General features: G+C 66.8%; 8 protein-coding genes. 5 read left to right on the top strand and 3 right to left on the bottom strand.

The features are described 5' to 3' along the window. The first annotated feature begins 236 nt into the window (after positions 1-236). The 3 genes from CLT71_RS08130 to CLT71_RS08120 all read left to right on the top strand — a co-directional run bounded on the left by CLT71_RS08130 (position 237) and on the right by CLT71_RS08120 (position 6091). Positions 237-2630: an RICIN domain-containing protein gene (locus tag CLT71_RS08130; RefSeq protein ID WP_101366571.1), complete on the top strand. Its 2394-nt coding sequence runs from the start codon at positions 237-239 to the stop codon at positions 2628-2630. Positions 2631-3045: 415 nt separating this feature from the next. Continuing rightward, entirely contained in the window at positions 3046-4530 is a 1485-nt protein-coding gene (locus tag CLT71_RS08125; protein ID WP_101366570.1) for an endo-1,4-beta-xylanase, read from the top strand. A 175-nt stretch (positions 4531-4705) separates the two neighbouring features. Next, positions 4706-6091: a glycoside hydrolase family 43 protein gene (locus tag CLT71_RS08120; protein ID WP_101366569.1), complete on the top strand. Its 1386-nt coding sequence runs from the start codon at positions 4706-4708 to the stop codon at positions 6089-6091. A gap of 210 nt (positions 6092-6301) precedes the next feature. On the opposite strand, the gene CLT71_RS08115 is transcribed toward CLT71_RS08120, so the two are convergent. The 3 genes from CLT71_RS08115 to CLT71_RS08105 form a co-directional block, all read right to left on the bottom strand. Beyond that, positions 6302-7186 (bottom strand): carbohydrate ABC transporter permease, encoded by an 885-nt coding sequence (locus CLT71_RS08115; RefSeq protein ID WP_101366568.1) that lies wholly within the window; start codon positions 7184-7186, stop codon positions 6302-6304. Beyond that, complete coding sequence (locus CLT71_RS08110) at positions 7183-8145, bottom strand: carbohydrate ABC transporter permease (protein ID WP_101366567.1); 963 nt, start codon at positions 8143-8145, stop codon at positions 7183-7185. The genes CLT71_RS08115 and CLT71_RS08110 overlap by 4 nt, the downstream gene beginning before the upstream one ends. Before the next feature lie 63 nt (positions 8146-8208). Further along, the gene (locus tag CLT71_RS08105) at positions 8209-9468 is read right to left on the bottom strand and encodes an ABC transporter substrate-binding protein (protein ID WP_101371254.1); all 1260 of its coding nucleotides are present in this window, start codon (positions 9466-9468) and stop codon (positions 8209-8211) included. A 207-nt stretch (positions 9469-9675) separates the two neighbouring features. Here CLT71_RS08105 and CLT71_RS08100 point away from each other — a divergent pair, with 207 nt between their 5' ends. Both CLT71_RS08100 and CLT71_RS37405 read left to right on the top strand, forming a co-directional pair. Further along, a complete protein-coding gene (locus CLT71_RS08100) occupies positions 9676-9933 on the top strand; it encodes a hypothetical protein (RefSeq protein WP_101366566.1) in 258 nt (85 codons plus the stop codon). A gap of 402 nt (positions 9934-10335) precedes the next feature. Then, the gene (locus CLT71_RS37405) at positions 10336-14058 is read left to right on the top strand and encodes a rhamnogalacturonan lyase family protein (protein ID WP_199187552.1); all 3723 of its coding nucleotides are present in this window, start codon (positions 10336-10338) and stop codon (positions 14056-14058) included. Positions 14059-14104: the final 46 nt, after the last annotated feature.

Here is a 14104-nt window from a genome sequence, read left to right as displayed (position 1 = left end):
GGCTCCGGTCAACTCGATTGATTCTTGCAAATACATCATTCGTATGATGAACTTTTCGTAGTCGAGTTACCGGTGCCGCCTTCGCGGCGCTGCGGTTGGTTCCCGGCGTGGCCGTCCGGCCCCGCCCGCTGTCGGTGGCGGCTCCTGCTCAGCGCCGACAACCGCGCAGTGTCGACCAGCCACAGCTGGATCATCGGCCACACCACACCACCCCCATCCAGGCAAGGAGACCTCCCGTGTCCGTACCCTCAGTTCCCGCTGCCCGGCGGCGGGTGCTGGTCGGAGCTGCGGCGGCGGCGTTGACCACGCTGGCCGCCGCGACCGTCCTGGCCACCTCGGCCGCCCCCGCACTCGCGGCGACCACCACCCTCTACGCCTCGCCCTCCGGCAGTGGCTCCGCGTGCACCGCCACCGCGCCGTGTTCGTTGAGCGGCGCACAGAGCGCGGTCCGCTCGCGCACCGGTGCGATGTCCGGCGACATCGTCGTCGAGTTGGCCGACGGGGTGTACCGACTTCCCGCACCGCTCCGGTTCACGGCCGCCGACTCGGGCACGAACGGGTACCGGGTGATGTGGCAGGCGGCCCCGTCGGCCCGTCCCGTGATCAGCGGCGCCCGGGCGGTGACCGGCTGGTCCCTCGTCGACGCCGGCCGGAACATCTGGCGGGCCAACGTCGGCGCCGGGGTCGACAGCCGGCAGCTCTACGTCAACGGCGCCATCGCCACCCGGGCGCGTACCCAGGTCAACCGGGCCGACTTCACCGCGGACAGCACCGGCATGAGGTTCACCAACAGCGGGTTGAGCTATCTCAACAACCTGGCCAACGAGAACCGGATCCAGATGGAGAGCGTGAACTCGTTCACCGACCGGTACGTCTCGGTGCAGAGCATCAGTGGAAACCTGATCACGATGCAGCAGCCCGGCTGGAGCAACAACAATTTCGGGTACGACACCTTCACCAGCCCGCACCGGGCGGGTCCGCTCTATCTGAGCAACGCCTACGAATTCCTGGACGCGCCCGGGGAATGGCATCTCGACCCGGGCAGCGGAGCCCTGTCCTACATCCCGCTCGCCGGCCAGAACATGAGCAACGTCAGTGTGGAACTGCCGACCCTCCAGTCCCTGGTGAACGTCGGCGGCAGTTACGACGCACCCGCCCACCACATGACCTTCAGCGGGATCACCTTCACCGGTACGAGCTGGCTCGGGCCGAGCAGCAACCAGGGCTACGTGGACCAGCAGACCGGCGCCTACATCGCGGGCAACTGGAGCTGGCCCAGCTTCAGCTCCTGCCACAACGGCTGTCCGCAGTTCGAGGCCACCCGACCGAACTGGCTCCAGTCGCCCGCCGCCGTACAGGTCTCGGCCGCCAACAACATCACCTTCACCGACTCCCAGTTCGTGAACCTCGGGCAGACGGCAGTCGGCATCGGCAACGACGCCAACGCGCACACCAGCGGGGTCGGGCTCGGCACCAGCAACATCACCGTCACCAGGTCGGAGATCGCCCGCAACTCGGCCGGTGGCATCGTCGTCGGCGGCGTGCGGGCGGACGCGCACCATCCCAGCGACCAGCGGATGGTCAACCGGGACATCACCATCAGCAACAACCGGCTGCACGATCTCGGCGTGGAACACCGGGGCATCGTGTCGGTGCTGACCACCTACGTCACCAACGCCACCGTCTCGTACAACGAGGTCTACAACATGCCTTACACCGGCATGTCGATGGGCTACGGCTGGGGCTCCAACGACGCCGGGGGCAGCAACCACTACGCCGACCGGGGCCTGTACAACTACCAGCCGCGATACGCCACGGCCACCACCGCGAGCAACAACCGGCTGGTCGGCAACTACGTGCACGACGTGATGCAGCAGATGAACGACGGCGGCTGCATCTACACGCTGTCGGCGAACCCGGGCGGGTTGATCAGCGACAACTACTGCCTGCGTACCAACGGCTATTTCGGGATCTACTTCGACGAGGGCTCCCGCTACTACACCGCCCGGAACAACGTCTTCTCCGCCACCGGCACCTGGGCGACCGCCAACTACTGGTTCGCCGAGAACATGGGCAACTTCACCGTCACCAACAACTGGTCGACGAACGGCAGCACCAACGTCACCAACGGCGACCGGGGCAACGTCGTCTCCGGCAACGTCACGGTGACGAACGGCAACTGGCCCTCGGGCGCCCAGGCCGTGATGTCGGCCGCCGGGCCGCAGAGCGGTAGCGGGCAGCAGAACGTGCGGATCGTCGGGGGCCAGTCCGGCCGCTGCCTCGAGATCGGCGGTTCGAGTACCACGAACGGCACCCAGGCGCAGCTCTGGGACTGCCACGGCGGGACGAACCAGCGGTGGACCTACACCGCGAGCAGGCAGTTGACCGTGTACGGCAACAAGTGCCTGGACGCCAACGGGCAGGGTACGGCCAACGGCACCCTGGCGATCATCTGGGACTGCAACGGCCAGGCGAACCAGCAGTGGAACGTCAACGCCAACGGCACCATCACCGGCGTGCAGTCCGGACTCTGCCTCGATGCGAGCGGCAATGCCACCGCGAATGGCACGAAAATCCATCTCTGGGCCTGCCACGGCGGCGCCAACCAGGTGTGGAACCTGGCGAGCTGACCCGGGTGGCGGGGCGGATCAGGGGTCACCGGCCGGCCGGAGCGGAACCCGACCAGTGAGCGGGCCGGGGACTGTTTCTCACCTGTCCGCATAACAGGAAGTCGCCGCGGCTCTGCATCTTCGCAGTTTCCGCCCCGCCAACGGGAAAGTGTTATCGACCGAGTTCCTCCAAGGTCCGCAGCGGGCAGAGCGTCGATTTCCCGTAGGTGTCCCCGGATACCCTCTTGAAGCCTTCGAAACAATCTGGCAATCTCCATATATCAATGTGAGCGCTCTCCTGCTATGGATCCTTCCTCAGTCCGGGCCTGAGGTAGCAGCGTGTGAGCGCTCACAAATGGGCAACGTATGTGAGGACGGGCGTGTCCTCATCGGGCAGAACGCTGCCCTGTCACCAGTGTCGAGAGGCTATTGACCCATGAACGAACGCGGATATCCAAACAGACCTCCCCGGCGACGGTGGTGGACGAGACTCGTCCCGTCACTGCTGGCGACCGGACTGCTCGGGGTCGGCCTGGCGGTGCAGGTCGCGAGTCCCGCCAGCGCCGGTACCACGTTGGGCGCCTCGGCGGCGGAGAAGGGCCGGTACTTCGGCGCGGCCATCGCGGCCGGCCGAATGGGTGACAACACGTACATGACGATCCTGAACCGTGAGTTCAACAGCGTCACCGCCGAGAACGAGATGAAGTGGGTCGCGACCGAGCCGCAGCAGGGCCGGTTCAGCTACACCAACGCGGACCGGATCGTCAACCACGCCCGGTCCCGGGGCATGTCGGTGCGGGGTCACGCGCTGCTCTGGCACGCCCAGCAGCCGGGTTGGGCGGAGGGCATGTCCGGCAGTGCGCTGCGCAACGCGGCGATCAACCACGTGACGCAGGTCGCCAGCTACTACCGGGGAAAGATCCACTCCTGGGACGTGGTGAACGAGGCGTTCGCCGACGGCGGCGGGGGCGGGCGGCGGGACTCGAACCTGCAACGCACCGGCAACGACTGGATCGAGGCTGCCTTCCGCGCCGCGGACGCCGCCGACCCGGGTGCCAGGCTCTGTTACAACGACTACAACACCGACGGGATCAACGCGAAGTCCACCGGCATCTACAACATGGTGCGCGACTTCAAGTCCCGGGGGGTGCCGATCGACTGCGTCGGCTTCCAGTCGCATCTGAGCAACTCGGTGCCCAGCGACTACCAGGCCAACCTGCAACGTTTCGCCGACCTCGGTGTCGACGTGCAGATCACCGAGCTGGACATCTCAGGCTCCAACCAGGCCAGCGTCTACGGCACCGTCACCAGGGCCTGTCTCGCCGTCGCCCGCTGCACCGGCATCACCGTCTGGGGCATCCGCGACACCGACTCATGGCGTACCGGGCAGAACCCGCTGCTCTTCGACGGCAACGGCAACAAGAAGCCCGCCTACGACGCGGTGCTCACCGCACTGAACGGCGGCAGCGTCCCCAACCCGGGCCAGATCGACACGTCGGCCTGGTACGTGCTGGTCAACCGCAACAGTGGTCGAGCCCTGGACGTGTACAACATGGCCACCAACGACGGGGCGCGGATCACCCAGTGGGCCCGTAACGACGGTGCCTGGCAGCAGTGGCAGTTCGTGGATTCCGGTGGCGGCTACTACCGGCTCCGGTCCCGGCACTCGGGCAAGGTGCTCGACGTCGCCAACGCCTCCACCGCGGATGGTGCTGCGGTGGTGCAGTGGACCGATCACAACGGGACGAACCAGCAGTTCCGGCCCACCGATCCGGCGGGCGGCTACCTCCGGCTGATCAACCGCAACAGCGGCAAGGTGCTGGAGGTGCAGGGCGCCGCTCTCAACGACGGCGGGAACATCGTGCAGTACGCCGACTGGGGTGGCAACAACCAGCAATGGCAACTCGTCCGCGTCGGATAGCCGGCGCGAGGCCGGCGTGTCCGCTGGACCGCCGTGCCGGGGGGAGGGTCGGCGCGGAGCGGACGAACTCCGCGCCGGCCCGGGCCGGCGACGACGACTCGCGACGACAGCCGCGAGGAGCACCTGCGACGAATCGACCGCGCGTGTGCCGAGCGCGCGCCCCGAGGAGGAACGAATGAGGTCGAAACCCGCCATCCGCGCAGCGACCACCCGCGGCATAGCCGCGATCTCCGCGCTGCTGTGTCTCGCGATGCTGCTCCCCGGGACGGCCCGGGCGGACAACCCCATCGTGCAGACCATCTACACGGCCGATCCGGCCCCGCTGGTGCACAACGGCCGGGTGTACCTCTACACCGGTCACGACGAGGACGGCTCGACGTACTTCACCATGCGCGAGTGGCGGGTGTGGTCGTCGGTCGACATGGTGAACTGGACCGACCACGGCTCGCCGATGAGCCTGGCCACCTTCAGCTGGGCCAGCGCCGACGCGTGGGCCGGACACACCATCCAGCGCAACGGCAGGTTCTACTGGTACGTACCGGTGAAGAACCGGGCGACCGGCCGGATGGCGATCGGGGTGGGCGTGTCGGAGAGCCCCACCGGGCCGTTCCGGGACGCGCTCGGTCGTCCACTCGTGGAGAACGGCGAGATCGATCCGGCCGCCTTCATCGACGACAACGGGCAGGCGTACCTGTACTGGGGCAACCCGAATCTGTGGTACGTGCGGCTGAACAGTGACATGATCTCGATTTCCGGCGGTCCGACGCAGATTCCGCTCACCGCTGCGGGCTTCGGCGCCCGGAGCGGCAACTCGAGCCGGCCGACCCTCTACGAGGAGGGCCCCTGGGTCTACAAGCGGAACGGGTTGTACTACAACGTTTTCGCGGCGGAATGCTGCTCGGAGTTCATCGGCTACTCGACCGCCCCCGGGCCGACCGGGCCGTGGACCTATCGTGGCACCGTCATGCCCCGGCAGGGCAGCAGCTTCACCAACCACCCCGGCATCATCGACTACAACGGCGGATCGTACTTCTTCTATCACAACGGTGCGCTGCCCGGCGGCGGTGGCTTCACCCGATCCGTGGCGGTGGAAAGGTTCAACTACAACGCCGACGGCACGATTCCGATCATCAACATGACCTCGGCGGGAGCGCCCCAGATCGGCACCCTGAACCCCTACGTCCGGCAGGAGGCCGAGACGATCGCCTGGGCATCAGGTGTGGAGACCGAGCCGGCCAGCGGCGGCGGCATGAACGTCGGCTGGATCGAGAACGGCGACTGGATCAAGGTCAAGGGCGTGGCCTTCGGCGCCGGTGCCGGTTCGCTCAGCGCCCGAGTCGCCTCGGCGACCAGCGGTGGCCGGATCGAGCTGCGCCTGGGCGGCAGCAACGGCACGCTCGTAGGCACCTGCACCGTGCCGGGCACCGGAGGTTGGCAGACCTGGACGACCGTCACCTGCCCGACAAGCGGTGCGACCGGCACCCAGGACCTGTACCTGCGATTCGCCGGCGGGAGCGGCTATCTGCTCAACCTCGACTGGTGGCAGTTCCAGCAACGGTAGGAGCCGCCCTCGACGACGACGTCACGGCCGACAACCCCACCCGTTGACGGCACCGACGTCGCCTCCCGGGCCGGCCGTCGCGGTCACGGCGATCCGTGTACCGACGACGGCCGGCCCGACACCGTCGGCGATCTCGCGGCAGCCGGCGGTGGCCGCAGGGGCGGGCAGCCGTGAGCAGCGCGACAGCCCGGGGACGGGAACCCGCGCTGATCAGCCCTTGAACGCGCCCTCCATGATCCCCTGCACCAGGCGCCGCCCGACGAAGACGAACAACACCAGCAGCGGCAGCGTGGCCAGGAACGAGCCCGACATGGCCAGGCCCAGGTCGATGTCCCGGCTGTTCTGCAGGGCCTTGATGGCGATCTGCACGGTGTACCGCTCCGGAGACTTCAACACGATGAACGGCCACAGGAAGTCGTTCCAGGCGTTGACGAACCCGAACAGCCCAAGCACGAATGCGGCGGGGCGAACCAGTGGGAACGCGATGCGCCAGAAGACCTGCCAGGTCGTCGCGCCGTCGACCCGGGCGGCGTGCAGGAGGTCGTCGTCGAGGGTCGCACTCATGTGTTGACGCATCCAGAAGATGCCGAAGGCGCTCACCAGCCCGGGGACGATAAGCGCCTGGAGGGTGTCGACCCAGCCGAGCTCCGACATGATGAGGTACTGCGGGATGACCGAGAGCTGGGCCGGCACGGTCATGGTCAACACGACGATGAGGAACAGCGTGTTGCGGCCCCGGAAGTGCAGCTTGGCGAAGGCGAAACCGGCAAGCGCGCAGAGCACCGCCTGACCCACGCCGATCGCGGTGGAGACGACCAGGCTGTTGACGAGTGCCTGCACGAACGGCACGGTCTCGAAGACCAGGTTCGCCAGGTAGAGGAAGTTGCCGCCTGGCAGGACGTGCGGTGGAAGGCTCGTCGCGGTGGCCGAATCCGTCGTGGCCACCACGAACATCCAGTAGAGCGGGAACACGCTGAGGAAGACCATGGCGCCGAGCACCACGTACACCAGGAACGGGACCTGGTTGACGCGGTGTCGGCGGCGCGGTGCCCGCCCGGTGGTCGACGAGGCTGCGGATGCGGATGCGGGATTCATGGGCGCTCCGAACGGATCCGGGTGACCAACAGGTAGTTGATCGCGGCGACGATCACGACCATGACGAACAGCGCGACGGCGATGGCGGAGCCGTAGCCGAAATGGAACCGGCCGAACCCCTGCTCGTAGAGGAAGAGGGTGAGGGTCTGGCACTGCCGGGCCGCTCCGCAGGTGAGTCCGCCCACCGGGTTGACAAGCAGTGGCTCGGTGAAGATCTGTAGTCCGCCGATCGTCGACGTGACGACGGTGAAGACGATGATCGGCCGCAGCGCCGGGATGGTGACGTGCCGGAACCGCTGCCAGCCGTTGGCGCCGTCGACGGCGGCGGCCTCGAACAGTTCCCGGGGTACGGCCTGGAGCGAGGCGAGGTACAGCAGGGTGTTGTAGCCGGTCCACCGCCAGGCGACCATCGTGGCGATCATGAGGTGGCTGCCCCAGACCGACGCCGTGAAGTCGACGTGCGAGAAGCCCAGCAGTTCGAGGAACCAGTTGAGCATGCCGTAGTCGCGGTCGAACAGTTGGGCGAAGACGATAGTCGTCGCGGCCACCGACGTGACGTAGGGGACCAGTACCGACATCCGGAACATCGCGGCCGCCCGTAGCCGTACGTGGTTGAGCAGGTGCGCCATGCCGAGCGCGAGCAGCAACTGCGGGACCGTCGACAGTACCCAGATGCTGAAGGTGTTGCGCATCGCGCCCCAGAACCGGGGGTCGTCGCCGAGTTGCGCGAAGTTGGCCAACCCGACGAAGTGCCGCTCGCCGATGGGGTCCCAGTCGAACAGGGCTACGTAGAACGTGAACAGCAGCGGGAAGAGACCGAAGACGAAGAAGAGGAGAAAGAACGGCGCCACGTAGGCGTACGGCGCGAGTCGCTCGCGCAGGCCCTGCCGCAGGTACCGGTGACCGGTCGGTGGCGGGCTGGCCTCCGTTGCCGTGGCCGGGCTGACCGTGGTGGTCACAGCGATCGCCTCCCCGGCGTGCGGCGGTCGGCTGGTGCCGACCGCGCACCACCAGTCGTCCGGTCAGCCGCGGAGGGCATTTTTCACGTTGGTCAGCGCGGTTTCCCATGCCTTCGCCGGTTCGACCTTGCCCTGTTCGACGCTGGTCAGGGTGTTGAGCAGTTCCGACCCGATGGTGGCGTCGTCGGGACCGATGTAGAACGGCTTGATGTTCACGACCGACTCGGTGTAGATCTTGCCGATCGGCGCGCCGGAGAAGAACGGGTCGGTCCTGCCGACGAGTTGTGCGTCCGAGTAGACGGACGGCGTCGTGGGCAGGGAGCCCTGCGACAGGAAGTGCGCGAGCTGCCCGGCCGGGGACTGCATCTCGCTGATGTAGGCCCAGGCCGCCTTCGGGTTCTTCGCCCGCTTGGGAATGGCGAGATAGCTACCACCCCAGTTTCCCGAGCCGCCGGGGATGGTGGCGATATCCCACTTGCCGGCGGTGCCGGGCGCGTTGGTACGGATCGAGTTGAGCATCCACGACGGGGCGGAGACGACGGCGAACTCGCCCTTGCTCATGCCCGCGGTCCACCCGGTCGAGAAGGAGCTCTGCTTGGCCGAGATGCCTGTCGCGAAGATCTTCAGGGTCAGCTCGAACGCGGCCCTGACCTGCGGATTGCGGTCGTACGACAGCTTGTGATCCGCGTCGTAGTAGCGCTCTGTCCCCTGGTTGACCGCCTGGAAGAAGATGCTCGTCGGCGTGTTGTCCAGGAACGGCTTGCCGGTGGCCTGGACGTACTGCTTGCCGACCTCCGCGAACGCGTCCCAGGTCGGCCACAGCTTGGAGACCTGGTCCCGGTCGGTGGGCAGACCCGCGGCCGCGAACAGGTCCCGGCGGTACGCGATCGCCATGCCGCCCACGTCGGTCGGTATCCCGATCACCTTGCCGTCATCGGTCATCGACTGCTTCATCACCCAGTCGAGATAGTCGTCTTTCATCTTGTCGGCGCCGAGCGTGGAAAGGTCCACGAAGTTCTCCGGGGACTGCATGAACTTCGGCAGGTCGTCACCCTGGATCAACACGAGGTCGGGCACCTTGCCGCCGGCCAGTGCCGCGGTGAGTGCCTGCGCGGTCTCGCTCGTGCTGCCCACTTCGGTGAGTTTGATCGATACGTCGGGGTGCGCCTTCGTGTAGGCATCGACATCGGCCTTCTGGTTGATTCCGGTGAATGACCAGAACTCGAACCCGGGGGACGAGTCGCTCTCCGATCCTGGCGAACAGCCGGATACCAGCAGCAGGGCTGCGGCGAAGACGGCTGCGGAGGTGATGGCACGCTTCACGGGGCCCTCCATACGAGGTGCGATTCGGCGGTCCGACAGTGACCGCGATGAGTTAGGGCGAATCAGATGTCGACCGGGTGCACCGCGTGGCGGAGGGGTCTGGTTTCCACCTTCGGCTCGGGGTGCGCGCCGTGGCCCAATCGTCATGGACTTCGTTACGAAGCCGGTCGTAGACTTCGACTTATGTCGATCTCTATCATATGACGTATGAGGATACTCATCGATATGGGATCCGTCAACGACGGGCGGTGCGGCGACGTCCGGGCGCGGCGGTCGAGGGTGGGCGGCGATGAGTTCGCCGCCGGACACGGTGGCCAGGGGGCGGTGCCGGCGGGAGATCTCCTCGCGGGCACCCGGGCGGGCCGCCTGCCGAAGGCGGAAGAAGTCCGCATCGAAACATTCGACTCGATTGTTGTGGGTGAGCCCGGGAAGCGTGGTCGTCGCGCATCGACCGGGGCGGCGTAGCGGCAGGAAAGCGGCCCTGTCGCGGGATCGGGAACACCCGTCGGCTCCGCTCGCTATTCGCGTCGAGCGCCGCTCCACACAGGAGCATCTATTTAGATGTACGAGGATTCGATTGACTCGGGGGCACCCTCCGCAAGCGTCGAACGAACGGGTGGGTCGCCCTGGACGGGGCACTTGGTGATGCCGTTTTTGGCCAAACTTGGATCTTGCGTGATTGCGCGGTAAGGGGCAAGATGCGGGGAAAGCGCTTGCCCAACGAAGGGCGATGCGAGATGGGAACTAATAGTGCGAAAGACACTGCGTACCCTCGTACCCTTGCCCCTGACACTGGTCCTGAGTCTGTCCCTGTCCGGCGTCGCTTCTCCGGCTGCGAGCGCTGCCCCTGCCTCCAGCCTGCGCCAGATGGAGTACCTGACCCGTGGCCTGGTCGCCGCCCAGACCTCCGACGGCATATTGCTGAGTTGGCGCTTCCTGGGCAACGAACCTGACGGCATCTCCTGGAACGTCTACCGCAAAGACGGTGATGCCGACTTCGCGAAGATAGCCACGATCGCACCCAGGGATGTCCAGCCCGAAAGCGATTACGAGACGAACCCCGGCATCGTCAAGGAAGACGTCACCCCGTCCAACTACACCGACCCCGACGGCACGCTCACCTCAGGCTACGAGGTCGCTCCGGTCGTCAACGGCGTCGAGGGTGAGCGGCAGGGCATGAGCGTGCCCATGCTCTCGGCACTGCCCGGCCAGACGGGCCAGGCAAACCGGGGAGCGGCCACCTACATCCCGCTCAAGCCCGCGCCGGCTCCCGTACCGCTGGCGCACTTCACCTACCGTGGGCAGCGGTTCGGCCCGGGTGCCAACCTGAGCGCGGCCAACATGGTCATCCCGGACACCGGAAACCAGAACTGGTACGTCGTCGACATGAATCTGCTCCGCGAGTTCCGGGTGGCGTACGACGACCAGGCGACGGTGACCCAGGAGAAGTTGGACGGTTGGGTCGCCAGGCTCAACGAGCACAACACCACCCCGAACGCGCTCGGGGTCGCCACCTACAACGCCCCTCGGCCGGTGACGAACTCCCTGGTCAACGGCAAGATCACCGAGGCGCTCTACAAGGAACTGGAAGCCGAGTTCGTCAAGTACGTGCAGAACCTGGATTCCGGTACGTCGCTTCCGTACGCGAAGACCAGCACCGGTGCGATCCACACCTCCCAGAGCAGCCCCTACACCACCCACGACATGACTGTGGGGGACTTCGACGGTGACGGCGAGTACGAGATCGTCGTCAAGTGGCGCAGCACCCAGCAGGACCCGATGTACTCCGAGCCGATCTTCGGCGGCAGCAACACCACCACCGCCCCGGAGTACGTCGACGTGTACAAGCTCGACGGCACCCTGCTGTTCCGGGTCGACATGGGCTACAACGTCAGGGCGGCCAACGACCACGAGACCACCCTGTTCAGCGAGGACTTCGACGGTGACGGCAAGGCCGAGCTGATGCTCAAGACCGGGCTCGGCACCCGCATCGGCAACTGGGACGAGGCGTCGCAGTCCGTCGTGTACCCGAACTCCCTCGACACCGTCGTCGGCGGCGAGGACGGTCTCAAGACGACCACGAACAAGTTCGTCGAGTACTTCACCAACGGCGACACCGCGTCGCTCGACACCTACTGGTCGTTGCTGAACAGCTTCACCATCAGCTACCGCAGCCCGGTGGCCGGCGGCGGCAACGACGGAGTCAACGATCCGGCCCTCAAGCGGTGGATCAAGACGTACCACGTCGGTCCGATCGGTCCGGCAAAGGACGACCAGGAGTTCTTCTCGGCCTTCAAGTGGGACGCCGGTGCCGGCAAGGGCGTACTCCTGGACAGCGCCAGGTATCCACACCCCTACGCGGGCAGCGTCGACGGCGACAACTGGGCCATGACGCCGGCCACCCAGCGCGGCAACTACTCCTACCTGGCCTTCCCCGGCCCGGGTGCCGGTAGCGGCCCCGCCGACTACAAGTCGCAGATGATGGCTCCCTCCGAGGCGTACTGGCTCGAGCACCCGTGGAAGGCGGCCGTGTGGGGCGACGCGCAGGGCAACCGCGGCAACCGCTACGTCGGCGTCGTGGCAGCCCTGGACGGCAAGCACCAGTACGCGGTCTCCCAGCGGGGCTACTACGCCAGGACGACCCTGGCCGCGTTCCGGATCGTCGACGGCAAGGTCGTCCTGCAGGCCAGCTTCGACTCGGCCGACCCGCAGTACTGGTCGCTGGGCGGCAGCGCCTACGACTACCAGAACCGCGGCAACCACCACACCTCGTCCGGTGACCTCGACGGCGACGGCCGGGACGAGGTCGTGATCAAGGCCATGGTCCTCGAACTGAACGCCGACGGCACGAAGATCCTGCCCGAGGTGATCAACGGCGACACCATGCCGACGATCGAGGGGCAGAACAGCGTTCCTCCGGTGGCCGGCAGTTTCGAGTTCGCCACCGAGGCGGTCCGGAACAACCCGCAGAACATCTGGGCTCCGCTCCGCCACGGCGACCGCAGCGCGCTGCTCCCGGTCGACAAGGAGAACAACATCCGGATGTGGTCCGGCAGCGAGGAGAACCTGCTGGACGACATCCGTACCGGTAGGCAACTGGGCTGGATACCCGGCCCGGAGGCACACGACCCGATGAAGGGCAAGCGGCGCAACGCCCAGGGGGAGATCGTCCACGAGAACTCGCTCGTCTACGGCGTGTACGCCGGCACGGACGCCGAGGGCGCGGTGGCCGGAAACTTCTCCAACCGCTGGCCAGGTGCTCAGGGACACTCGCAGAACGGTGCCCGGAGCATGGTCACCGGCGAGCTGCTCAACGGCAACCGCAACCTGAGCAGTGGGCAGTACGCCATCTGGTTCGGCGGTGGCCTGACGGCGATGGCCGCCAGCGGCGCGACCATCAGCACTGTCGACGACCTGACCTTCGCGACCACTCCGTATCTGGCGACCGGTCTCACCTCGACCGGCAACAAGAGCACCTCGACCCTCAAGGCCGACCTGTTGGGCGACTGGCGCGAGGAACTCGTGCTCCGCGCGTCCAACAACCGGCTGGCCATCGTCACCACCCTGTCGCCGACCGAGTACGGCATCCGCACCCTGATGCACGACCCGATGTATCGCCTCGGGGTGGCCAACAAGAACACCGGCTACGACCAGTTCGGGTTCGCCAGCTTCTACCTCGGCGACGAGGCCGAGCTGCCCGCGATGCGGACCGACATCGCTGTGCCGGCCGCACCCGACAAGACCGCTCCGACGATCACTGTGAAGCCGGAGTCGCAGGGCAGGGACGGGATCTACCGCAGTGTCTCGTTCAAGCTCTTCGACGCGGGCAAGGTCGACAGGCTCACCCTGAACGGGGTGGCGAAGGACCTGACCGACAACACCTACTCCGACCTCAACGAGGTCGTGCCGGGCAGGTTCGGTGGCAAGGCCGGTAGCAACGAGCTGAAGGTGTACGACGTGGCGGGCAACGTCACGACGCTCACCTTCGTCCTCGATGTCACCGGCCCGACGGTGACGGTGAAGGACGGCGCCACCGAGACGGTCGGCACGCCCGCGACCGGCTACGAGCTGGTGTCGTTCAAGCTGTTCGATGCGGGCAAGGTCGACAGGCTCACGTTGAACGGGGTGGCGAAGGACCTGACCGACAACACCTACTCCGACCTCAACGGGGTGAAGCCCGGCGTGTTCGGGGCGGTGCTCGGGGCGAACGAGCTGAAGGTGTACGACGTGGCGGGCAACGTCACGACGGTGACCTTCACGCTCGTCGAACCGGAGCCGGCGGTTCCGGCGTGGGACTCGAAGAAGGTGTACGACAGCGGCGACCAGGTGTCCTACGACGGGGCGGTCTACCTCGCCCAGTGGTGGACGCAGAACGAGAAGCCCGGTAGCACCGCGACCGGCGCCTGGCTGGAACGGGGCGCCCTCGTCCCGGCTGCCGGGGCCGGTGTCCGGGCCTGGACCGCGTCGTGGATCTACACCGGCGGCGAGACCGTCGCGCACGACGGCCACACCTGGAAGGCCAAGTGGTGGACCCGCAACCAGCAGCCGGGTGATCCGAACGGCCCGTGGCAGGACCTCGGCACGTACTGACGATCTCGGCACGTACCGACGACTGACGCCAGGGAAGGGCCGGCCC

Source organism: Plantactinospora sp. CNZ320, from assembly GCF_002846275.1.
This window is presented reverse-complemented; position numbering and strand designations above follow the sequence as displayed.

Coding starts and splice junctions, on each gene's coding strand:
- CLT71_RS08125 (WP_101366570.1), top strand. CDS start 3,046: ATGAACGAACGCGGATATCCAAACAGACCTCCCCGGCGACGGTGGTGG.
- CLT71_RS08100 (WP_101366566.1), top strand. CDS start 9,676: ATGAGGATACTCATCGATATGGGATCCGTCAACGACGGGCGGTGCGGC.
- CLT71_RS08120 (WP_101366569.1), top strand. CDS start 4,706: ATGAGGTCGAAACCCGCCATCCGCGCAGCGACCACCCGCGGCATAGCC.
- CLT71_RS08115 (WP_101366568.1), bottom strand. CDS start 7,186: ATGAATCCCGCATCCGCATCCGCAGCCTCGTCGACCACCGGGCGGGCA.
- CLT71_RS37405 (WP_199187552.1), top strand. CDS start 10,336: ATGGAGTACCTGACCCGTGGCCTGGTCGCCGCCCAGACCTCCGACGGC.